Source organism: Pseudalkalibacillus sp. A8, from assembly GCF_045920555.1.
In the GTDB taxonomy this organism is placed as follows: Bacteria; Bacillota; Bacilli; order Bacillales; family Fictibacillaceae; genus Pseudalkalibacillus.
Genome location: NZ_CP174509.1, coordinates 1,064,920 through 1,087,032 on the forward strand (window position 1 = coordinate 1,064,920; position 22,113 = coordinate 1,087,032).

Here is a 22,113-nt window from a genome sequence, read left to right on the forward strand (position 1 = left end):
GAGGTGTAAAAATGCGTTTGGCAACAATCAAGGTAGGGGATAAAGAGAGTGCTGCCGTTATTGTGGACGGTAAAGTAATCGTACTATCAGAAATCAATCGTTACTTGAACCTTGATCATCCGGAAACATTATATGAATTGATCCAGCCAGAAACATTCAGTACCTTGCGAAGCTGGTGGGATTCAGTTGATTTGCAACGGCTGAAAAATGACCTTGGACATCCGGTAGAGAGCGTTCCATTCGGCCCTCTCTACCGCCATCCTCGAAAAATATGGGGAATCGGTCTCAACTATGTCGAGCACGCTTCAGACCTTCATGAAAAAGCCCCCTCTACAGAACCAGCAAGTTTTATGAAACCTGATACGACGATCATCGGACCAGAGGAGACGATCAACATCCCTCATCAATCCGAGAGAACAACAGCGGAAGCGGAGTTAGGTGTCATTATCGGTAAAATGTGCAAGGATGTTTCGGAAGAGGAAGCGGAGTCTTATATTGCTGGTTACACGACGATCATCGATATGACGGCAGAAGATATTTTACAAGTCAATCCAAGGTATTTGACACGATCGAAAAGCTTCGACACTTTTTTCAGTTTCGGACCGGAGGTCGTGACACCCGACGAAATTGAGGATTTAGCGAATTTGGAAGTCTCTACTATGATTAATGGCAAACTCCATCGTAAAAATAAAGTACAAAACATGACCTTCAACCCACATTATCTAGTGAGCTTCCATTCAAAAGTGATGACACTGCTTCCAGGCGATATCATTTCAACAGGGACACCTGGTGCGGTCGTGATCCGGGATGGAGATGTGGTCGAATGCCACATTGAAGGATTCCGTCCCCTCATCAACCAAGTCAAGGACCTAAAGGGAAGAAAGGAAGAATCAGAACATGGACTTACAATTGAAAAATAAAAGCGTCATCGTGACAGCTGGTAGCAAAGGATTAGGTAAAGCTACAGCTATGGAATTTGCCAGAGAAGGCGCAAAAGTCCTAATTGCTAGTCGTAATGAGGAACAGCTTGAACAAGCGAAAGAGGAAATCTACCAGGAGACACGGAATGAAAATGTCGATTATGTCATCTGCGACATCACGGATTATGGTCAGATTAAAAATCTTGTGAACACTGCGGTGGAAAAGAACGGAACAGTGGATGTGTTGATCAACAATGCAGGCGGTCCACCTGCAGGACGTTTTGAGAACATGCGGGATGAAGACTGGCAAAAATCGTTTGAGCTCAACTTGTTGAGCTTCATCCGTCTGATCCGTGAGGCCCTTCCGCATATGCAAAAGCAACAAAGCGGGCGCATCATCAATTTTGCCTCATCTTCCATCAAACAACCGCTTGATAACTTGATCTTATCAAACACATTCCGGGCAGGGATTGTCGGTCTCGCCAAAAGCCTTTCCCAGGAGCTTGCTGAGCACCAGATTCTCGTAAACACCGTCGGCCCTGGGCGAATTGATACGGACCGGGTCGCTGAATTGGATGAAATCCGTGCAGGGCAGCTCGGGGTGTCCTTTGAAGAACACGTTAAAAACACGGAAAAGACAATACCACTTCAACGCTACGGAACGCCTGAGGAATTCGCAAGAATGGTTGTTTTCCTAGGATCAGGAGCCAACACCTACGTGACAGGACAATCATTCCTTGTCGACGGTGGTATGGTCAAAGCATTGTAAAACAAAAAGTGGAGGACAATTTTCGAAAATTGTCTTCCTTTTTTTATTTAATAGAAAAGGAAAACTCGTTCCAGGTGAGTTTTCCTTCAGATTAGTGTCCGACTAGGCTGTAAGCTCCGCATCTTTAAAAACAGTGGGTCTATCTTTAAGAAATGAAAATTTTCTTTAAAAATCTGAATTTATCTTTAAAAATCAGAAATTACCATTAATTCTAAGAAATTATCTTTAAAACGACAATCTCCAATTTTTCAGCTTTTTACCTTTATTAGGATTCTGTTCCGGTTGCTCATCCCCATTACGACGAGGCCGCTCCCGAAATAGAGTGCTGAACTCATATAAAAGATAAAATTGATGGTTAAGTAATCTGCAAGATAGCCACCGGCAATGATCGCAACAGCTGAAAAGACGATGTCCAGAAGTGATAGTTTCCGATTTTTACACCACGCTCAGCCCCATCCGTAAATTCAGCAATCATGATTTTCTCACCGTGCTTTTGAAGTGCGCCGAACATACCGAGCAAAAGTTGGATTGCATATACCTGTCCGATACTTGATACATACGGGAAAAACAAAAGTACGCCAGCCATCCCCCATGCATTTACGAGTAAAAACAACCGATGATCGATCCGCGAAGACAATCGGCCGATGACAGGGTGGAGGATGGCTGAGCTTAAACCGAAAAGCCCGTAAGATAAACCGAATTGCGCAAAGCTTGAGCCGACATTTTTAATGAACAGAATATAGAACGGGAAAATAAGACTGCTTGCAAAGAACACGCTGCTCTGTGAAATGATCAATCCTTTCAATCCCGCTTCATTCATTGTTTATACTCCTCGTAAAAAAAGTTGGTGAACCGCTCAGACGGATCGTATTGTTTCTTCTTCTCAAAAAACTCTTCAGATCTTGGATAGGCTCGCTTCATCTGATCCTTTGTTGGGTAAGGCATATACGGCAAGTAATAGCTTCCTCCATGAGCTAATGTTACATCGATCATTTTCCGTACTACCCCTTCGGTTTTTTTCTGTTCTTTTTCAGACAAGCCCTGGTTGATGAGCAAGACAAGTGCGAACATTTTCTCATCTGAATATGAGAGGACGGGTCCTTCATCGTGATTGACGTACCGGACAGTGATGTTCAACAGATTAAGCTCTTCTTTCGTCAACACGTCACGCAAGTCATCGATGTAATCTGCAAACGAATCTACTGGAACGAAATACTCCTGAAGTACATCGTTGTCGTTTTCAGCTTCGTATTCAAGAAACTTCGATTCACTGCGCATCACATTATTCCGTGAAATCAAGTCTCCATTGGTTTGTAAAAAATATTGCTTCTGAAGGTTCCAAAAAACATCCTTTGCCCAATCAAAATCACGGGCCATCCCTAATGCGAATTTCGATACTCTAGTCATATGTTCTTTGCTAAGATCATCATGCTCTTGAAGGGCTCCTTTTTCAGAGACAAGTTGATAGTTCGTTACATACATTTCGGTCAAGAACGAATCAGGAGCATTCGAAAGACGGGCAAGATGCATTTTAGCATTTTGATTGTCTAAGACCTTCTCCCGGAAATAATCGCGGTATTCGGTGTAATCAAGCATTTCAGTATTCATTTCATACAGTTCGTCATCCATCAATTGGAGCTCTACATCCAAAATCACACCGAACAATCCATAACCGCCAAGAGCGAGAAAGAAAAGCTCACTATTCTGTTCCCGGCTGACGGTGAGGATTTCTCCATCAGCTGTAAGGAGCCGAAAAGAGTTGACCGTACTGTTGAGCGAGCCTTTCCTGATGTCCCGGCCGTGTGCATTGACACTGATCGAACCGCCAACAGTAAAAATGTTCTGTGATTGCATCACTTGAATGGCAAGACCATGTTTGTTTATAAACTGCTGTATATCGACCCAGGTTGCCCCGCTCTGGACAGTGATCGTCTTTTTTTCTTTATCGAAATCAAGGATTTTGTTGTAGCCTGTCATCTCAAGCACAACCGAATCATGATAATATGTATGGCCGCCCATGCTATGACGCTTTCCAGCAATCGAGACCTTTAAATTCTCTTGGTTAGCTTCATCAATGACTTCCTGGATACTTGAAAGTTCTGTTTCTTTTACCACCTTTCTAATCTTGACCGGCATCAGTTTTCCGACATCTGTCATATAGTCATCTGAAACCACTGAAGATGGCTTATGAACAGAGAACGTAAAAAGCGAAATATAAAGAGCGACACCAATGACTAACACGAATAATCTTTTCATATGGACCCCACCCCAACAATAGAGTAAATAATTATATTTAGTGTAATTTTACACTTTTTAGAGATGATTACAAGTAGGAAATGGAAAAAGTTTTTCATGAGGATTCAATAAGCTGTTTTCTAAAAGTTTGGTGCCAATTGAATACTGATAAGGAGATGAAATGAAATGAAAGACTATAGAAATGGAAATATGCGAGACTCCTGCGGGAAAGCAAGCTAAGCGAGACCACGTAAGCGAGGAATGAGCTGAGGAGGCTTGCAGATTGCCCGCGGAAAGCGAGTATATTTTCAATTTGTAAAAAACAACAAGCGACCCGTGAAACTTTTTCCAGCAAAACCCGTACTTAGTAGTAAGAATATTAGGGGGGATTTGGATGGTCAAAGATCTTAACGAACAACTCATCTTGATCAAAGGAAATCTCAGAAAGAAACAGAAATGGGAAAAGCAATTGATGGACTATAAAAAAGAATTGACAGATATCAAGCTTATGATCAGCGATCTGAAGGAAAAACTGTCATCTGAACAGTCAGATGTAGAAAAGCTGGAAGGATTTAGTGTGACCAGGTGGTTATTAACGTTAAAAGGGACGAAGGAAGAACAGTTAGACAAGGAAAAACAAGAAGTAGCCACAGTCCAATTGAAATTGGAAGAAGCGATACAATCAAAGGATGAAGTAGACGAAACGATCGATGAACTGAATAAAAAAATAAAATCATTGGGAAATGTTGGAAAATAATATACCGACATTCTTCATAGGAAAGAAAGGTACATACTCGGGAATAATTCTCCTGCATCCATCCAATTAGATAAACTGACAGAACTGGAAGGGGATATGAGCGCTTTTCTCAATGAATTGAATGAAGCGATCAGTGCCGGTAATCTAGTTGATCAATCCCTTGGAAATGCCGTCGAATTCCTCGAGAAAGCGAAAGGATGGGGAACATTTGACCTGCTGGGTGGAGGTACGATTTCAGGTGCGATAAAACATAACCATATCGACCGGGCTACAGAATACATCCATCAAGCCCAAAGCAGGATGCGCCAATTTCAAAAAGAACTATCAGATATCGAGGGAGAGGCAGATATTCAGGTGAATATTCCTGGTTTGTTGAAATTCGCCGACTTTTTCTTTGATGGGTTGATCTCGGACTGGATGGTACAAGGAAGGATAGAAGAATCACTCGATCAAACAAAAGCTCATCACGGGCAAATAAATGCCATTCTGTCAGATCTTAAGGGACAAGTAACGCAGAAAAGGCGCGAGCTTGAAGAGATCCAAACCGAGAGAAAGAAACTTGTCGAAAGTGTTTAATTTCAGAGACCTTAAACAATGAGGTCTGTTTTTAAAGAAATGGAGGATGTGTTTCGGGTAAGGAATGTTGACCTTTTAGATAAAGAAAAGGACGGGTATACACCAAACAACGCATTGGTTAAAATGACACGTAATGAAGGAGGATGAGCCTTGACTGAAGTTGAACTCGTGGTAGATGCAAAAGCAACTCTAGGTGAAGGACCGTCTTGGGACCATGAAAATCAACTGCTATACTGGGTCGATATTGTAGAAAGCCAGATATTCATCTATGACCCGGATGCTAAAATGAACCGTAAAATCCCATTGGAGCAAATGCCTGGAGCGGTTGTACAAAGAAAATCCGGAGGTGCTATTGCCGCACTTGATAAAGGTTTCCATACTATCAATCTGGAAACGGATGAGCTCAAACAAATACATGATCCAGAACCACATCTCCCTGGTAATCGTTTCAATGATGGGAAATGCGACCCTGCTGGCAGGTTCTGGGCGGGAACGATTGACGAAAATCGTGATGGAAATGCAGCTCTTTATTGTTTGGACATAGACATGAAAGTCACTAAGAAAATCGATAATGTAAGTAACTCGAATGGACTAGCCTGGTCTCTAGACAGTGAATACTTTTATTATATCGACACACCAACACAAAAGGTCGTCCGCTATGAGTATGAACCATCTACAGGTGACATTCAGAATCCCCAGGACGTCATCTTGGTTCCAGAAGAAGAAGGGAAACCTGATGGAATGACGATCGATACTGAAGGCATGCTTTGGATTGCTCACTGGGGAGGTTCAAAAGTGTCCCGGTGGAATCCAATGACTGGTGATCAGATACAAGAAATTGCTGTACCTGCACGTAATGTGACCAGCTGTACCTTTGGAGGGAAGGATTTGAATGAGTTGTTTATCACGACTGCTCGAAAAGGGATGGATAAAGATGAGCTAGAAACCTATCCAAATGCCGGGGGCTTGTTTAAAGTCACCTTTGACGAAGTGAAAGGAATCCCTTCTCCGAAATTCGGAGGTTAAGCCATATCTAAAAATACCCTTTATCAAAAAATGAAAGGAGCCAGGTCCTATGGCAGCGATCAGAAGGGCGAAACCTGAAGAATCACAACTTCTAAGTGATCTTGCATTATTGTCAAAAGCGCAGTGGGATTATTCTGAAGAGTTCATTTTAGCCTGTCGTGATGCACTAACGATCGATGAAAAGTATATTCTTAAAAACCATGTTTTCGTTATGGAAGAAGATAGGACAACGCTCGGTTTCTTTGCATTTGTGATTAAAAATGGACAGGCTGCTCTGGATTTCATGTACCTCAATCCAGAGATCATAGGGAGAGGGTATGGGAAGATACTGTGGTCTCATGTTGTAACCAGGGCTAAGGAATTGGGCATAAGTAGATTTACGATCGACAGCGACCCGAATGCAAAAGGATTTTATGAAAAGATGGGGGCAGTTGTAATTGGCGAGACTCCATCGACAGTTTTCGCGGATCGGAGTCTACCTTTGTTGAAATATGTGGTTTCATAGCGGAAAGGTTACAAACATTACAAATTATTTGGTATATGTTAAAGAACTTGCTTATTTAAGCACAAACTGCTATCATTAAAAACATTTATTTTTGTTCGATCTATAGGATAGTTAAAAGTGAAAACTTTACGTCTAGTTCTGAGCAAGAATATGAAAAACAATGTGTGCAAAGAGCACTAGGAGGCAACAAAAATGGAACATGGTAAAGTAAAATGGTTTAATGCAGAAAAAGGTTTTGGATTCATCGAGCGTGAAGGTGCAGACGACGTATTCGTTCACTTTTCAGCTATCCAAGCAGAAGGATTCAAATCTTTAGACGAAGGTCAAGAAGTTACTTTTGAAGTTGAAGAAGGACAACGCGGACCTCAAGCTTCAAACGTACAAAAAGTCTAACTGACAATGAACTCAAAACAGATCCTCTACAGGATCTGTTTTTTAGTACATAAAAAGGGGACTGACACACATATATATGCCAGTCCAATATATTTCAAGAAAAATTAAAATGGTTTAAGTGAATTATAACATATATTTTCTTCAGTTCAGGAAAAAATATTAAAATCCTGTTACAAATCAACAAGGAATTAAGGGAAAAGGCAATAAGATAAAGCTGTAACCCTATATGGTATAATGGACTAGAAGGGGAGTGACCTTTTGAAACGTTCAAACAATCTATTCAACACTGGTGATATTGTAAAAATCCGAAAGACTGGTGAGTCCGTAACCATCAAAAAATGGCAATATGTGAAAAATATGAAGAGATACTCTTATATCGTCGATGAACACCCGAGTACATTTTACTTTGAAGAGGAATTCGAGAAAGTCGATAAGTAACCTGCAGTCAGCACATTTGCTGGCTTTTTTTATATTACAAGCACTTTAATGTAAATAGATTGAATTTTCGATTATTATAAAGAGACAAATAGAATGGGAGGACATCGAATGAAATTAGTCGAGTTCAATTTGCCAACCAAAATAGAGGCTGGTAATGGGGTGTTAGCCAAAACAGGTACATATCTTAAGGAGTCTCTAGAGGGTACAAGGATATTCATCGTCACTGATTCAGGAATCGAACAGGCAGGTTTCGTAGGAAAGTTGAAAGAAACTCTAAAAACAGAAGGTTATGAAACTAAAGTCTTCAATCAGGTGAAACCGAATCCAAGAGATACTGATTGTATTGTTGGCGGGGAAGCAGCTCGCGAATTCGAGGCAGATGCAATTGTAGCATTAGGTGGAGGCTCTGTTATCGATTCTGCGAAAGCGATTGCGATCCTTCAAGTCCATGGTGGCCGTCTTCAGGATTATGCAGGCCGGGATAACGTCCCTGAAGGAGTGACGCCGCTGATCGTCATTCCGACGACGGCAGGGACGGGGGCTGAAGTGACACGTTCTTCGGTAATAACCGATACTGCTAAAAGAATAAAGTTCACTATCAAGTCAGTCCAGATTGCACCAGTATTAGCGATTGTCGACCCTGAACTCACGTATAATTTACCTCCGCACTTGACGGCATCAACCGGAATGGATGCTCTTGTCCATGCTATCGAGGCGTATACATGCAAACTATCGAATCCAATTGCTGATGGGTTAGCCTTACAAGCAATGAAGCATATCTATCCTTATTTGAGACGGGCAGTAAAAGTTGGGGAGGATCAAGAGGCACGTTACAATATGATGATCGGCTCCACGATTGCAGGGATGGCTTTTTCACATGCGGATGTTGCCTCTGTCCATTGCATGGCTGAAGCAATCGGAGGTTTATACGATACCCCCCATGGAGTAGCGAATTCCATGTTCCTCCCATACATCGTTGAATACAATGCACAGGCAGATATCCATAAGCATGCGACCATTGCAAGGACGATCGGCATCGCGAAAGAGACCGATCCTGACCAATCAGCAGCAAACCTTTTAGTGGATGAAATGAAGCAGCTGGCTGCAGATATCTCGATTCCAACTTTCTCGTCACTTCCAGAGGTTAGTGAAGACGATTTTGAATACTTATCAGAGTCAGCCTATAACAATGGCTCGACACCAAGTAATGCAAGGGAAATCACCAAAGAAGATTACCTTCAGCTCTTCCGAAAAGCCTATAGCAATTAAGCAGAAAATGGGACGTCATCATAAAATGATGATGTTCTTTTTTTCAATACCTAAAGGAAAATCCTCTCAGAAATCGAATAAGCAAATACAGCGACGATTTTTTAAAGGCTTTGTTAAATTTTTATGTTGATTTTGATAGAACATTTCTTTAGCGAAATTCGCGACACTCCTGCGGGAAAAGCGAGCCAGGTGATACCCCACGCTTTAAAAGGATCTTCGACTAAATACCACCACGTCTTGCGCCTGCGGTTACTCGGCGCAAAACTACAAGGGTGGAATATAAGTCCGTGGTCTTGTGGTGAACGTCGAAGCCAGAACATCCATCTTCTAGCGAGGAGGCTTGCGGATCGCCCGCGGAAAGGGAGTGAATTTCGCCAACAATTAAGAATAACAGAGCCTTTTTAAAAAAATTACCATAGTTATGCCGAAATGCTTTTACTCTCTCCGAATTACTATAAGGAGGCGAAAAAGCAGAGAATAGATCTGCCTCTTATCATTTTGTGAATTCGTCGTACTGAATTATTTTTTTAATATCATAGGGGAGGTTTTTGGCTATGGATGGACAAGCAACATCAATCATAAAAATAAAACGGGGAAGTGAAATCCCATATAGTGACATGAAGGGCGGACCTAAGCTGACGAAAGGTCATTTTGAAATGAGTTACGAAGGGGATCTGCAGGGCGAAGGTATACTGGAAGAGTTGAAATGTTATTTTACAGAAACATCAGCAACCGTATATGGGCTCGAGCGATTTACTGGCAGTATTGGAAACCGGATCGGCAGCTTTGTTTTAGAGCATGATGGTACTTTTGAAGATGGCGTTTTGACATCTACACAAAAAGTGATTCCCCAATCAGGAACAGGGGATTTGAAAGGAATCGATGGTGTGATCAATGTAGAGTCAAGTGATTCGGATGCATTTTCGATTACCTTTAAATATTCATTTGATGAAGAAATGGCCACCTTCCTAAGAGAAAAGGAAGAAGAGGAAGATAAATTTATCGAAGAGGAGATCTATATTGCTGATAAATGGATTGACGCGTGTAATGCGCAAGATGTCGATGCCTTATTGGATATAACATCTCCAACAATTGAAATCTCAGGTCCTAGAGGCTCCGGTTATGGAAAAGTCCTGTTAGTGGAATGGTTGGAACGAACCGGTCTAACACTTGAAACCCTGTCCATTTACGGAAGAAAGGGTTCTCTTGTTTATGAACAACTTGCGAGCTGGAAAGGACAAGAAGGAAGGACTCCCGGAGAGGCGAATGTCGCTTCCGTCATAAAAGTGAGGAATGGAAAAATAGCCTTTATTTCCAGGTTCGATGATCTCGAGAAAGCACTGAAATCAGCAGGATTACAAGAGACAGATAAGGTTCTATAATGGTGTTGAAAAAATGATGATAAAGGATGTGACAAAGTGGCTTTATCGAATGCAAGAACGCTATCCATTTCAATCGATTGCAGTGCCAATAAAGCATATGCTTTCATTTCCAACCCTGAAAATCTTCCCCAGTGGTCGTTTTTCGAATCAGTGAAAAAGGTGAATGACCAGTGGATCGCTGAGGCTGGGGACGGACCGATGAACATCCGGTTTGTGGATCAAAATGAATTCGGCATCCTAGATCACTTTGTCACACCTTCTCCAGACGAATCTATCATGGTACCGATGCGGGTGATCCCGAACGGTACAGGCTGTGAAGTGATATTCACCGCTTTTCAGCAGCCGATGATGTCAGAAGAGCAGTTCAACCAAGACATGTCTCAAGTCCAGCAAGACCTTGAAGCATTGAAACGACTGCTTGAAGATACTTCGAGAGAATATGACTGATTCCTGTGCAACCGACCTTGGAATTGGTGCAATAAAACTGGAAGCAGTGCAATATCATTGAAGTAGCGCTATTATTTTGAAACTGGAGCAATTATTCTGGGGCAGTTAGTTTAAAGAGTGGTGCACTTATCAGTTTGGACCCTCTCGGACGGAAAAACAGCAGACTTTTGAAGTTTCCGTTCCAAATAAATATGAAGGAGGGTCTTTTTTGTCTAAAAAAGCTTTGAAGTCGAATAACGGGTTGGCTATCGGCACCAGCCTTGGCGTGGTATTCGGTCTAATGTTCGATAACATTGCGCTTGGAATAGGGATAGGAGTAGCCCTGGGAATCGCATATGACATGGCACAAAAAAAGAAATGATTTCCAGATGAAAAACGGCAGTCGAATGACTGCCGTTTATTCAATCATGTCTTTGATTGGATGATCTCATCAATAATCCCATAATCTTTAGCTTCTTGAGCACTTAAGAAATAATCGCGATCGGTATCGGATGCCACTTTTTCAATGGGTTTGCCGGTTCGTTCTGCGATGATGTGATTGAGATGTTCCCGAAGCTTCAAAATCCTTTTCGCGGAGATCTCAATTTCTGTCGCTTGGCCGCGCGCTCCTCCTAAAGGTTGATGAATCATGATTTCACTGTTCGGGAGTGCATACCTTTTTCCTTTGGTCCCCGCTAGCAACAGCATAGCGCCGAATGATGCCGCCATCCCCGTACAGATGGTACTGATATCAGGCTTGATGTATTGCATCGTATCGAAAATCGCAAATCCGGCAGAGGTCGATCCTCCAGGACTGTTGATATAGAGAGAAATATCCTTATCTGGATCATCGGCCGCTAAAAATAACAATTGTGCGACGATGCTGTTTGCCATATGATCATTTATTTCATCACTTACCATGATGATCCGGTCTTTCAATAATCTAGAATATATATCATACGAACGCTCACCATGGTTCGATTGTTCAATGACATAAGGAATAGTTGCCATTCTTTTTTCCTCCTTCGTATACAGCTTTTTAAGCTGCCATCGAGAGGGAGCTTGAAGGAGAGGAGAAGTTCATAAGCTTCAACTTCGGTTGCGTTTCGATCGGGAAGAATGTCGGTATAAGCTTGATGAGGACAGAAGGATCTTCTGAACGGATCGCTTGAATCAGTGTCCTCGTCAACTCACCATCATCTTCCTCGGACATATGCCCTATTACAGGAATTGAATCGTCATTACCGTCAGATGCAATTTTAGCGAGCCTTTTTCTTGCTCGATTCAAAACTGCTTTGACAGCTGTTTCCGTCATCCCGAAAATTTCAGCAATCTCGGAAATTTGATAACGGAACGCTTCCTTCAAAGTATAAATGACGGACTGTTTCGGTGTCAGCTCCGAGACGAGTTGTTCTACAAGATCGTCAAAATTGTTCGTGTCCCTGTCAATTTCTTCAGGCATGGACCCGATCACTTCTCGATTGCGTTTCCTGAGTTGGTCGATCCATAAATTATGGGCCATCTTTTTTAACAAAGGACCATTCAACTCGGTTCTGTCTCCATAACGCTCCATCGCTTTGAACATCGTTTCCTGGGCAAGATCATCTCCATCCCATTTGTTTTGGGAAAGGAAGTGGCAATAACGCTTCAGCTTAGAATACAATTCTTCAATCTCTATTGTTTTTACCTTATCATTTTGTACATGAATGCCAGGCCTGGCGTACATTTTCTTCACTCCTTTAGCTCCTCTCTACCCTTATAACGAATAAAAGAGGAAAAAAGATATGGGTGTTTAAATATTATTTTAGAGATTTTCATCTACATCTGAGGGCTGAGACAAGAATACATTTGAAGTTCATATTCGATCTGCTAAGAATGCCCTATACTTAATACACCAATTATTTCAGTTTATATTTACGAGGGAGAGAAGCCAGTTGATAGAACAAAAATATAAATTGCCTTCAGAAATCATCTTGCATCTGTCATTGTGCAGTTTGATCGTTTACCTGCTATCCAGCACCATGCCAACGATGATGCCTGCATATAAATGGAGTCTTGTCATTTTGGTGTGTGTACTTCTGCTGCTTGATGTCTTATTTGTACTATCTAGAAAATGGCAGTTGTTGAAGGTTACCAAAGTTGCATTGCTCTACATATGTTCTTTAGTATTGATTCTACTCCTCATTTATTACTTTACAAAATTTGTAGCCTTGACAGACGCCTATGGAATTGAAAATGTGCTTAGGGCATATGAACCCTCAGCCAAGTTGATATTCTTCTTGATCTGCTTAGCCCAACCGATTATCCTTCCAATTCCAGAAGCCGTAACCATTGGGGCTGGGAGTGCTGTTTTTGGTCCTCTTTCGGCGTCAATTTTAGGTTTCCTTGGTACGGTCTCAGGCATCATCTCGATGTTTTTCATCGCTCGGTACGGTGGACAGAAGCTCATATCTAAACTGGTAAAAGAAAAACATTTAAACAAATACAAAGTTTATGTCGGAAAAAATGAAACAGCAATTTTAATCTTTTTGTTCATCATTCCGATTCTGCCGGATGAAATTATTTGTGTGGGTGCCGGAATCGGAGCTGTGACCTTCAGAAAGTTCTTCATAATAGCTTCTATCGCAAAGTTTTTAACCTCTACACTCTTAGCTTATTCTGTTCATCTTGCCCAGTTGCTACCCCTCACTGGCCCACAATTGGTATTTGTATGTATGGTAAGCGTAGCCTTCCTCTACGTAATGTCCTTGCTTTTCAAAAGATATAAAAAAACGGGAAACCATCAAAAAGCTAATTGATCTATGAATTTTTTCAGCAAAAGGGAAGGGAATATAAGGAAATTATTGAACTTATAAAAGTGAAATGAATCTAAAGGGGTATAAAGGTATGGTAAATTTGACAGTAGTAACATTTCAAATCAGGGTAATGGATTTTGAGAAAGGAATGCAGTGGTATGAGGCCTTGTTCAATCGCAAACCGAATTTCATACCACATGAAGATTTTGCTGAATGGGAGTTGATTCCTGATACTTGGGTACAGGTTGCAAAAGGTATTCCATCGTGTGGGCAACGGCCCTATTCGAATTGGTGTAGCTAACATTAAAGAAGAAAAAAACGGCTTATGGAAAAGTTAGGCATCGAAATTGAAGAGGTCAATACTCGAGAAGGTGTCCCGGCAGCTTGGTTGACGTTTGAAGACCCAGATGGAAATCTTATCGGTTTGTTCGAAGACTTGGCCAACAGTGAGAAAGGGGCTTGAAAATACGATAAACTATTACGCGTAGGTACCACATATATCCCTGTAAGTAATGTAGCGAGATCGGCTGAATGGTATGAACAGAAATTAGGCGCAGAAACAAATTACATCGATCAGAATAAAGCAATCATCAATCTTGCAAATCAGAGCTTTTTCCTTGTTAAATCAGACAAAGATCAAACTGCGAATTTTCTAGATGCGGACGGGAATGAGCGGTTTTCCGTAACTTTCGAAGTGAACGGATTCACTGCTCTCAAAAGCCTTCAACAAGAATTCATCAAACAGGACATAAGAGTCGGGGAGATTGAAGACCGAGGACATGCCGGGAACAATTTCGTCTTCTATGACTTAGATGGAAACAAATTCGATGTGTGGAGTGAGCTGAGTCCCGAGTTCAAAGAGAGATATCAGATTACATAAACGGCACAAAGCATTCAAGTTTCAGACTCCTGGATATAAGTGGGGATTTGGTTATGGAGATTGTTTCAACACAAGCATTAAACAAACAGAAAATAGAAGACTTCTTCCTAAAACAATGGGGGAGTCCACGAATGGTCCTTTCAACTGGTACTTATGATTGTGACACACTAGACGGTTTTACAATCCTGGACGGTAACGGTGAAATCATCGGATTGCTTACCTACATCATAGAAAAGGATGAATGTGAAATTATCTCACTGGACAGCATCCAAGAAAATAAGGGGATTGGAAGTACGTTGATCCGAGAAACTGAAAGGCATCTCAAAACAAAGGATTGTAAAAAGATCAAGCTCATCACAACGAATGATAATCTTCGGGCATTGAAATTTTATCAAAAACGAGGATATCAACTCACTCAGGTATTCCCGAATGCAGTAGAAAAATCCAGGAGAATCAAACCTGAAATCCCTCTGACTGCTGCAAATGGAATACCTATTCGTGATGACCTTTTATCAGTGAAGACTTTATAAGGCAGACTGAAAGCATTTCCGAAGTTGGTGAATTGTAAAATATGATAGGTGATTTGTTGGAAAAAATTCCTGATCATCCTAATGGTCGATATGTAATCGGAATTGATGGTTTAAGCCGGTCAGGTAAAACAACCTTTGTAAAGGGACTTTGCCAGAGTTTAAAAAGGAAGAGGATGCCCCGTCAGATCATCCATATCGATGACCATATCGTTGAACGGAAAAAGCGATATGATACAGGTAAGGAAGAATGGTATGAATATTACCATCTCTAATGGGATGTAGAGTGGTTAAAAGAAAATTCGAAAAAATCAAACGTTCAGGTGAGTTGAAATTGCCTTTCTATGATGACGAAAGGGATCTTCACAGAACCTATTCGATAATCTTCCCAAAAATGGTCTAGTCATTATCGAGGGGGTTTTTCTGCAAAGGAAAGAATGGAAAGAATACTTTGATTTTGTAGCTTATTTGAATTGTCCAAGAAATAAACGATTTCACCGCGAAAGTGCAGCCTCACAAAGACAGTTAAGAAAGTTCAAAAACAGATATTGGAAGGCCGAAGAGTTCTATATAAAAACAGTCTCTCCGGTTGAAAAGGCGGATGTTGTGATTGATAGTTAAGAATTTTCTACTCAACCGTGCCGTTTAATGAATAAAGAAGGCTGAAGCGGAAATGCTTCAGCCTTTTTTATCGGCTAATGATTCAAACTGAATAGTAGGAATGGACAGGCATTCAGGTTATGAGGGGTCCATAGGACAAGTCAGACATAAAAAATCGGATTAAATGTCCGTATGAGGGGTCCATAGGACAAGTAGGACATGAAAAATGGGGTTAAGTGTCCGTATAAGAGGTTCATAGGACAAGTTATGTTTTTAACGCCAAACACATGACTTATTGACTCGTCCCAAATGTCCTGGTTATTTCACTCTTATATGACAAATGTTGTGTTTTTCGACAATAAAAAGGAGATCGAAATTTGAAAAAGAAAGTAAAAATATAAAAATATTTCAGGAGGGATTCTATGCTAAAGAAGAATAAGTTCGCTCTAGTATTCAGTTCACTCGTATTGTCTGCAGGATTGCTCAGCCCTGTCCAAGCGGATGCCCAAAGTAAAGGACCTGGTACTCCGGAAAACCAAAACTATGCCATTTCAGGATTCATCAGCCATGATGAATTGAGTCAGAGGCTTGAGCAGATAGAGAAATCCAGCAATGGACAAGTGGATGTCGAAGTTGCCGGCTATTCGAATCAAGGACGAGAAATTTATACAGCCACGGTAGGTACTGGAGATAAAATACTATTACTACAAAGTGAAATACACGGGAACGAAAAAACAGGTACGGCAGCTTTGTTGAATATTCTTCAATACCTGGGATCCAACAACTCTCCGGAAGCGAAAAAGATAAGAGAGGAAGTTACAATCGTAGCCATGCCGATGGTCAATCCTGACGCAACAGAACTCGACCGCAGAGGGAATGAAATGTCGTGGGATGAAGTCGTTGAAGCATTTCCTCAATTAAGCGGGGCAGAACCTTCATGGAATTACTACACATACCAAAATCAATATTGGGACTACGCTTCCAACCCAGGATTCGATGTCAATCGTGATTTTAACCCAGACCTCGATTATACCCCTCAAGCAGAGGATTTTCCCGGTAACTCATCTTTACCAGGCTGGTATATCACACCTGAATCTCAAACCGTACGGGATGTATATAAAAACCTGAAAGCACAATATGGAAAAGTCGATGTGTTCGTCGACCTTCATCATCAAGGTGTATATAATATTGAAGGAAGCGGAGAACCAGTGACCCTCTCCATTTCAGGACAATTCATCCCAGATCCAGACAGCCCCGAGGGAGCTAAATACAGTGAATACGCTGATCAATATGACGGAGAGTTTGCTAAGCAATTGAATGTGGCTGCGTATGATGCTCTTCAGCAAATGGGGAATTCACCTTTCGGAAATATTTCACTTTATCCACAAGGTCTTGATCTTCCAGGAACTGCTCTCGGATCTTTCGCCTTGAATGGAAGCGGATCTGTACTGTTTGAAGTGACCGGGCAAACCCAGAGCTTCGGGCAGAAAAAGAGAGGACAGTTAGTGAAGGCCGTTGAAACTGGTCTTTATGGCATTATCAATGGTGTGTCATCCGGTGATGTGTACGAAATCGATGCCGATGAGTATGATGATATTCCTTTAACGGATCGTGATCAAAACTATGGATTTTAAGAATGGCCGGGTTTCCCGGCTTTTTTCTTGCATAAATATGTCAATTGTCACCACCGCCTGAATATCGGTTATCACCCATCATATAATTTGAGCTCTTACCTGGTTTTGCATTTGGGTTCATAGAATGCTGATCAGTATTTTTGTTTTCTTGCGTCTCCAATCAATAATTCCTGCAAACACAAGCAAACTACCAAGAAAACCGAAAAACCATCCCATAGATTCACCACCCATGTACAAATAAAATATTTTATTGCAGTGGAACTACTAATATATTAACATTAAATTCCATCAACGTGTGTGAGGTGTAAGAAAAAGAGGAGGTTGAACCATTGAAACGGATTGCGATTGTTGGTTGTGGCGGTGCTGGAAAATCGACGTTGTCTAAATCACTAGGAGAAATCCTCGGAATAGAAGTCATCCATTTGGACCGTCTGAATTGGAAACCCGGCTGGGTTGAGACACCAAGGGAAGAGCTTCAGAGCAAACAAGAAAAGCTGGTGAAGAAGGATAGCTGGATATTTGACGGGAATTACGGGACAACGATGGATGTCAGGCTTCAAGCTGCCGACACGATCGTATTTCTGGACATGCCACGGCTTACCTGTTTTTACCGCGTCATAAAAAGAAGAATCATCCACCATAACAAGACGAGAAGTGATATGGGTGAAGGATGTCCTGAAAAACTCGATCCTGAATTCCTCAAGTACGTATGGAATTTCAGCAAAGCACGCCGCCCCCAACTTCTTAAAAGACTAGAACAATTCGAGGGTGAAAAACGAGTGATCATCCTCAAGAGGAATAAGGATGTGGAATTATTCCTTGAACTGGCTCATCAGGAGAAGAAGATGCAAGAAGAGATCAGTACAACTCATAACCAGGACTGAATCATCACCCTACCATTCTATTTTTTGATAATTTTCTTCAATATGACTCTCTCCAATGTCTTCCACGGCAAAATTGTCTTAAGAATCATGTTCATTTTCACTCCATTACCGATTGGGTAACGCAGCTTCGGTGATTTTCTTTGAGTTGCGAGGCGGGCTATAAGCTTGGCGACATCTAATGGGTTCCCATGTGTGTCTTTTTCATCCTTGAGGTTGTCCAGAATCGCTTCCATGTAAGGAAAATAGGGAGACCTCGGGTCAAGTGTCATGCTGTCGACAGTTGACCAAATATTCGTCTTATAGGAGCCCGGTTCGACTAGGACAACATCAATACCGAATGGTTTTACTTCCAGGCGGAGGCTTTCACAGAACCCTTCGAGTGCGTGCTTTGATGCCGTGTATGGGGATAAGCCCGGGAATCCGAACCTTCCGCTGGTACTGCTGATATTGATGATACGCCCACTGCGATTCTCCCGCATGATCGGAAGTACTGTTTGCGTTACATCGATCAACCCGAAAAAGTTGGTTTCAAACTGTAGCCGATAATCCTCCACAGACAATTCTTCGCAAAATCCGGCAGCAGCAAAACCTGCATTGTTCACAAGTACATCAACACCCTCAAACTCTGAAAGCGAATCTTTAAAGTTTCGAACAGACAGAGCAGAGGTGACATCTAGCTTATGTAAGTGGATCAAGTCTGACACTTGGTTGTCCTGTGCTAATTTTAAGAGTGGTTCTGCTTTATCCAAATTTCTCATGGTGCTTATGACCTTGAATCCCCCCCTTGCTAGTTCGACAGCACACAGCATGCCAAAACCGCTTGAAGTACCCGTGACAATAGCTGTTTTTTGTCTCATATTTTTTCTCCAATCTGGATTCCGTGATTTGGTATAAGTATACAATATTACCTTTCGGATTTGGGGATAAACGCCTTTAACTAAATTGTTATTCGGTTGTAATTGAATTAAAATCCCTGTGTCATCTTCACCTGTTACTATGGGACAGGAACGAATCTAGACACAAGGAGATGTTAGTTTGAAAAAATTAGCAGCGGGATTAGCACTAGCAGGTGTTATAGCCTTCAATCCAATAGTAGGGCATGCAGCACTTGGGGACCAGACATTAAAACCTGATATGCAGCATTCAGACGTACAAGAACTCCAGGAAACGTTAGAGAAAAAAGGGTACTTCACTTACAGTAAAACAACGGATTATTACGGTGACTATACGACACAAGCCGTGAAAGAGTTCCAAAGTGACAAAGGAATTACAGTAGACGGCGTAACAGGAAAAGAAACATACAAAGCATTAGGTGTTTTCAGCAAAGAAGCAATTGTGAAAACTGCAAAAAAATATGAGGGCACACCTTATGAATGGGGCGGGGAATCACCTGACGGTTTTGACTGCAGCGGTTATTTGCAATACATCTTTGAGGAAGGTGTAGGAGTCGAGCTTGACCGTACCGTTGCCCATATTTATGAGGATGGAAAAGAAGTCAGCTCTCCGGCAATAGGAGATATCGTATTTTTTGAATTGGAGGGTGATGGACCTGATCATGCTGGTGTATATATCGGAGACGGTGAATTCATGCATGCTTCCTCATCCAAAGGCGTAACAACAAGCGACCTTAATGGCTCTTATTGGAGTGACAGGTACATAGGAGCAAAAAGATATCGTTAAAATTGGCAGAAAGGATGATCCTTTGAAAGGGGTCATCCTTTTTTAAAGGCGTTGTTAATGGTTTATGTTGCTCTCTATCAGTAAATTGCTTTTTAGCGAAATTCGCGACACCCCTGCGGGAAAAGCGAGCCCCCGCAGCGAGGAACGAGGAGGTTTGCGGATCGCCCGCGGAAAAGCATTTTTACAATGGGATTATTACTTGTAAAAACATGGATGTAATGGTAGTTTTGATAATTCTTTGAACTTTAACAATAATAGAGCAGATTAGATTATAATGGATGAATATGCAGAAAACAGAAGGGGTTAGGTTTATTGCTGGAATACAAACTTTTTAAGAATTCGGGAGCGGAGTATGTGGTGTTGATCCACGGTATCGGCGGGAACTCCAATATCTTTTATAAACAGCTTAAGGACTATCGAAAACGCTATAATGTGGTAGCAATCCACCTGCCTGGACACGGCGGATCATCCGATGTCCATGAATATGATGATGAATTGACGTTCGATCTCATTGCACGGGAGATTTTTAAAGTGATGGACCATCTACATATCAAAAAGGCGCATTTTGTAGGGATTTCGTTAGGAGCGATCATCATCCATCATCTGATGAAGAAGAATCCGAAAAGAATCAGCAGTTCCGTTTTAGCAGGAGCGATCACGCGCTTTAATTTTACATCAAAACTTTTAATCATCCTAGGGAGAATTGTCAAAGGCTTCATTCCACATATGTGGCTGTATACGCTTTTCGCTAAGATTCTCATGCCACACAAAAATCACAAGCAGTCTCGTCTGGTTTTCATAAATGAGGCGAAAAAGATGACTCGGAAAAATCTGTTGGCCTATTTCTATCTTTACGATAAAATTGCACACTCGTATCAATTCGTCCAGCAGATTGCGAGAGATATACCGAAGCTCTATATATCCGGAGAGGAAGATTACTTTTTCATCAATCTTTTACGTCAGGATATTGAGGGTGATCTGAATGCCAAGCTTACTATCATCGACCATTGCGGGCACGTGTGCAATATTGAGAAACCGAAAGAATTCAACGAGTTATCATTGGATTTTCTAGACAAGAACATGGATAAGGCCGCATCTTTGTAAGGCATTAATTTAGGAGTGAGTTTTCTTGAACATATTTTTAACAGGCTCGACAGGTTTTTTGGGTGGTAAGCTGATTCAAAACTTGATTGAAGACACGGATCATCACCTTTACCTATTGTTTCGAAATGAAAAAAAAGCGGAAAAAATCATTTCGGCTTTTACGAGGAAACAAAGAAAAAGGATCCATCTCGTACACGGTGATATCACCTCTCTTGATTGTGGTTTACGGGAAAATGATAAGAAGAAATTGTACGGAAAAATTGATATTGTCTATCATCTGGCCGCTCTCGTAAAGTTTGAAGAGGATTTAAGACAAGAATTGTTTGAGATAAACTATGACGGCACAAGGAACATTCTCAATCTTGCTGTAAAAATGGGTGCCAAGAAGTTTTTCTATGTTAGTACAGCCTACACAGTCGGCAAAAGAAATGTAGGAATCGAAGCATTATATGATCCAAGTGAAGATTACAACAACCCATATGAGGAAAGTAAAGTCCAATCGGAGCACCTTGTAAACTCGTACCGTGATCATATGGATATTTCGATATTCAGACCGGCCATCATTGTTGGAGATTCAAAGACTGGGGAAGCGGATTCTGCTTTCACGTTGTACGGTTTCATGCGAGCGCTGGAAATCTTTAAAAAGAGGACGATAAGAACAGGACGCACTGGTCAAGTTTACAGGATAGTCGGTGCAATAAAAGGTACGTCAAACTTCGTCCCAGTCGACTATGTTGTGGATATTCTAAGCCACGCTTTATCCAGGGCTGAGAATGAGAAGGTATATAACATCACCAATCCAGACCCGCCGACGAACCTGGCCATTTTAACCTGGATCCAGCAGGCATTAGAGATTAATAATCTATCAATCGTCGAGAATAGTGCTTTGCAGGATTTGAGCTCGGAAGAACTGCGGCTTAACGGAATGATTGAAGTGTTTGCAGCCTATTTGAAGAGTTCGGTCATTTTTGACGATGAAAATACAAAACGGTTGATTGCAGGTTCTGACATTGAACATCTTAATCTATCAGAAGAAACGATTCGGATGATAATCAATGCCTATTTCGAGACCAAAGCTGTGCCGGCGTAGTTCAGGAACTAAATTCCATGAGGCTTCATAGCTCGGAGAACAGCCTTCGGCAGCTTTTTGAGATAAAAATGACCCTTTGTGGTCAGCAAGCGTAGGGCTTGATAAAATGTTCCACGCATATCTCTACTTGAAACAGCTCATTCCTATTAATCCTTGCCTATACCAAATGTACTACAAGAATTATAACCTTGGATGAATTGGTAACGAATAGGGGATTTGAGAT

General features: G+C 41.5%; 26 protein-coding genes and 2 pseudogenes. 23 read left to right on the forward strand and 5 right to left on the reverse strand.

What is annotated here, in order from left to right; genetic code table 11:
- The first annotated feature begins 11 nt into the window (after positions 1 to 11).
- A complete protein-coding gene (locus tag ACJROX_RS05550; RefSeq protein WP_408009766.1) occupies positions 12 to 920 on the forward strand; it encodes a fumarylacetoacetate hydrolase family protein in 909 nt (302 codons plus the stop codon).
- Entirely contained in the window at positions 898 to 1,689 is a 792-nt protein-coding gene (locus ACJROX_RS05555) for an SDR family oxidoreductase (RefSeq protein WP_408009767.1), read from the forward strand. Before ACJROX_RS05550 ends, ACJROX_RS05555 begins: the two co-directional genes overlap by 23 nt.
- A gap of 248 nt (positions 1,690 to 1,937) precedes the next feature.
- Here ACJROX_RS05555 and ACJROX_RS05560 read toward each other — a convergent pair.
- Both ACJROX_RS05560 and ACJROX_RS05565 read right to left on the reverse strand, forming a co-directional pair.
- Positions 1,938 to 2,509, reverse strand: a pseudogene (locus ACJROX_RS05560) (MFS transporter).
- Positions 2,506 to 3,945, reverse strand: coding sequence for an FAD-dependent oxidoreductase (locus ACJROX_RS05565; RefSeq protein ID WP_408009768.1), 1,440 nt, complete (start codon positions 3,943 to 3,945; stop codon positions 2,506 to 2,508). Before ACJROX_RS05565 ends, ACJROX_RS05560 begins: the two are co-directional and overlap by 4 nt.
- A 373-nt stretch (positions 3,946 to 4,318) precedes the next feature.
- Here ACJROX_RS05565 and ACJROX_RS05570 point away from each other — a divergent pair, with 373 nt between their 5' ends.
- The 10 genes from ACJROX_RS05570 to ACJROX_RS05615 all read left to right on the forward strand — a co-directional run bounded on the left by ACJROX_RS05570 (position 4,319) and on the right by ACJROX_RS05615 (position 11,078).
- Positions 4,319 to 4,681, forward strand: coding sequence for a hypothetical protein (locus ACJROX_RS05570; protein ID WP_408009769.1), 363 nt, complete (start codon positions 4,319 to 4,321; stop codon positions 4,679 to 4,681).
- Positions 4,682 to 4,777: 96 nt separating this feature from the next.
- Positions 4,778 to 5,257, forward strand: coding sequence for a hypothetical protein (locus tag ACJROX_RS05575; protein WP_408009770.1), 480 nt, complete (start codon positions 4,778 to 4,780; stop codon positions 5,255 to 5,257).
- A gap of 150 nt (positions 5,258 to 5,407) precedes the next feature.
- Positions 5,408 to 6,283, forward strand: coding sequence for an SMP-30/gluconolactonase/LRE family protein (locus ACJROX_RS05580; RefSeq protein WP_408009771.1), 876 nt, complete (start codon positions 5,408 to 5,410; stop codon positions 6,281 to 6,283).
- 49 nt (positions 6,284 to 6,332) lie between these two features.
- The gene (locus ACJROX_RS05585) at positions 6,333 to 6,788 is read left to right on the forward strand and encodes a GNAT family N-acetyltransferase (RefSeq protein ID WP_408009772.1); all 456 of its coding nucleotides are present in this window, start codon (positions 6,333 to 6,335) and stop codon (positions 6,786 to 6,788) included.
- Positions 6,789 to 6,980: 192 nt separating this feature from the next.
- The gene (locus ACJROX_RS05590) at positions 6,981 to 7,181 is read left to right on the forward strand and encodes a cold-shock protein (protein ID WP_408009773.1); all 201 of its coding nucleotides are present in this window, start codon (positions 6,981 to 6,983) and stop codon (positions 7,179 to 7,181) included.
- 258 nt (positions 7,182 to 7,439) lie between these two features.
- Complete coding sequence (locus ACJROX_RS05595) at positions 7,440 to 7,619, forward strand: hypothetical protein (RefSeq protein WP_408009774.1); 180 nt, start codon at positions 7,440 to 7,442, stop codon at positions 7,617 to 7,619.
- Positions 7,620 to 7,727: 108 nt separating this feature from the next.
- A complete protein-coding gene (locus ACJROX_RS05600) occupies positions 7,728 to 8,888 on the forward strand; it encodes an iron-containing alcohol dehydrogenase (RefSeq protein WP_408009775.1) in 1,161 nt (386 codons plus the stop codon).
- Positions 8,889 to 9,442: 554 nt separating this feature from the next.
- On the forward strand, positions 9,443 to 10,270 hold the full coding sequence (locus ACJROX_RS05605; RefSeq protein ID WP_408009776.1) for a DUF3224 domain-containing protein: 828 nt from the start codon (positions 9,443 to 9,445) through the stop codon (positions 10,268 to 10,270).
- A gap of 36 nt (positions 10,271 to 10,306) precedes the next feature.
- Entirely contained in the window at positions 10,307 to 10,717 is a 411-nt protein-coding gene (locus ACJROX_RS05610; RefSeq protein ID WP_408009777.1) for an SRPBCC family protein, read from the forward strand.
- Positions 10,718 to 10,925: 208 nt separating this feature from the next.
- Positions 10,926 to 11,078 carry a hypothetical protein gene (locus ACJROX_RS05615; protein ID WP_408009778.1) on the forward strand — a complete coding sequence of 51 codons (153 nt, stop codon included), beginning with the start codon at positions 10,926 to 10,928 and terminating at the stop codon, positions 11,076 to 11,078.
- Between the two features lie 44 nt (positions 11,079 to 11,122).
- Here ACJROX_RS05615 and clpP read toward each other — a convergent pair whose 3' ends face one another.
- Both clpP and ACJROX_RS05625 read right to left on the reverse strand, forming a co-directional pair.
- On the reverse strand, positions 11,123 to 11,731 hold the full coding sequence (gene clpP, locus ACJROX_RS05620) for an ATP-dependent Clp endopeptidase proteolytic subunit ClpP (protein ID WP_408011586.1): 609 nt from the start codon (positions 11,729 to 11,731) through the stop codon (positions 11,123 to 11,125).
- Between the two features lie 4 nt (positions 11,732 to 11,735).
- A complete protein-coding gene (locus ACJROX_RS05625) occupies positions 11,736 to 12,422 on the reverse strand; it encodes a sigma-70 family RNA polymerase sigma factor (protein WP_408009779.1) in 687 nt (228 codons plus the stop codon).
- Between the two features lie 208 nt (positions 12,423 to 12,630).
- Between ACJROX_RS05625 and ACJROX_RS05630 the strand changes: the two genes are divergently transcribed.
- The 8 genes and pseudogenes from ACJROX_RS05630 to ACJROX_RS05665 all read left to right on the forward strand — a co-directional run bounded on the left by ACJROX_RS05630 (position 12,631) and on the right by ACJROX_RS05665 (position 18,016).
- Positions 12,631 to 13,494: a TVP38/TMEM64 family protein gene (locus ACJROX_RS05630; protein WP_408009780.1), complete on the forward strand. Its 864-nt coding sequence runs from the start codon at positions 12,631 to 12,633 to the stop codon at positions 13,492 to 13,494.
- Positions 13,495 to 13,582: 88 nt separating this feature from the next.
- Positions 13,583 to 13,792, forward strand: a complete 210-nt coding sequence (locus tag ACJROX_RS05635; protein ID WP_408009781.1) for a hypothetical protein — start codon at positions 13,583 to 13,585, stop codon at positions 13,790 to 13,792.
- A gap of 24 nt (positions 13,793 to 13,816) precedes the next feature.
- On the forward strand, positions 13,817 to 13,954 hold the full coding sequence (locus ACJROX_RS05640) for a VOC family protein (protein WP_408009782.1): 138 nt from the start codon (positions 13,817 to 13,819) through the stop codon (positions 13,952 to 13,954).
- Positions 13,955 to 13,990: 36 nt separating this feature from the next.
- On the forward strand, positions 13,991 to 14,371 hold the full coding sequence (locus ACJROX_RS05645) for a VOC family protein (protein WP_408011587.1): 381 nt from the start codon (positions 13,991 to 13,993) through the stop codon (positions 14,369 to 14,371).
- A 53-nt stretch (positions 14,372 to 14,424) separates the two neighbouring features.
- Entirely contained in the window at positions 14,425 to 14,901 is a 477-nt protein-coding gene (locus ACJROX_RS05650; RefSeq protein WP_408009783.1) for a GNAT family N-acetyltransferase, read from the forward strand.
- Between the two features lie 41 nt (positions 14,902 to 14,942).
- Positions 14,943 to 15,519 (forward strand): annotated as a pseudogene (locus ACJROX_RS05655) (kinase).
- A 401-nt stretch (positions 15,520 to 15,920) separates the two neighbouring features.
- Positions 15,921 to 17,132, forward strand: coding sequence for a M14 family zinc carboxypeptidase (locus tag ACJROX_RS05660; RefSeq protein WP_408009784.1), 1,212 nt, complete (start codon positions 15,921 to 15,923; stop codon positions 17,130 to 17,132).
- A 329-nt stretch (positions 17,133 to 17,461) separates the two neighbouring features.
- Positions 17,462 to 18,016 carry a DNA topology modulation protein gene (locus ACJROX_RS05665; RefSeq protein WP_408009785.1) on the forward strand — a complete coding sequence of 185 codons (555 nt, stop codon included), beginning with the start codon at positions 17,462 to 17,464 and terminating at the stop codon, positions 18,014 to 18,016.
- A gap of 17 nt (positions 18,017 to 18,033) precedes the next feature.
- On the opposite strand, the gene ACJROX_RS05670 is transcribed toward ACJROX_RS05665, so the two are convergent.
- The gene (locus tag ACJROX_RS05670; protein WP_408009786.1) at positions 18,034 to 18,873 is read right to left on the reverse strand and encodes an SDR family oxidoreductase; all 840 of its coding nucleotides are present in this window, start codon (positions 18,871 to 18,873) and stop codon (positions 18,034 to 18,036) included.
- A 178-nt stretch (positions 18,874 to 19,051) separates the two neighbouring features.
- Between ACJROX_RS05670 and ACJROX_RS05675 the strand changes: the two genes are divergently transcribed.
- From ACJROX_RS05675 to ACJROX_RS05685, 3 genes are all read left to right on the forward strand, one after another.
- Positions 19,052 to 19,696: a C40 family peptidase gene (locus tag ACJROX_RS05675; protein WP_408009787.1), complete on the forward strand. Its 645-nt coding sequence runs from the start codon at positions 19,052 to 19,054 to the stop codon at positions 19,694 to 19,696.
- Positions 19,697 to 20,008: 312 nt separating this feature from the next.
- Entirely contained in the window at positions 20,009 to 20,800 is a 792-nt protein-coding gene (locus ACJROX_RS05680; RefSeq protein WP_408009788.1) for an alpha/beta fold hydrolase, read from the forward strand.
- A 25-nt stretch (positions 20,801 to 20,825) separates the two neighbouring features.
- Positions 20,826 to 21,890 (forward strand): SDR family oxidoreductase, encoded by a 1,065-nt coding sequence (locus ACJROX_RS05685; protein WP_408009789.1) that lies wholly within the window; start codon positions 20,826 to 20,828, stop codon positions 21,888 to 21,890.
- Positions 21,891 to 22,113: the final 223 nt, after the last annotated feature.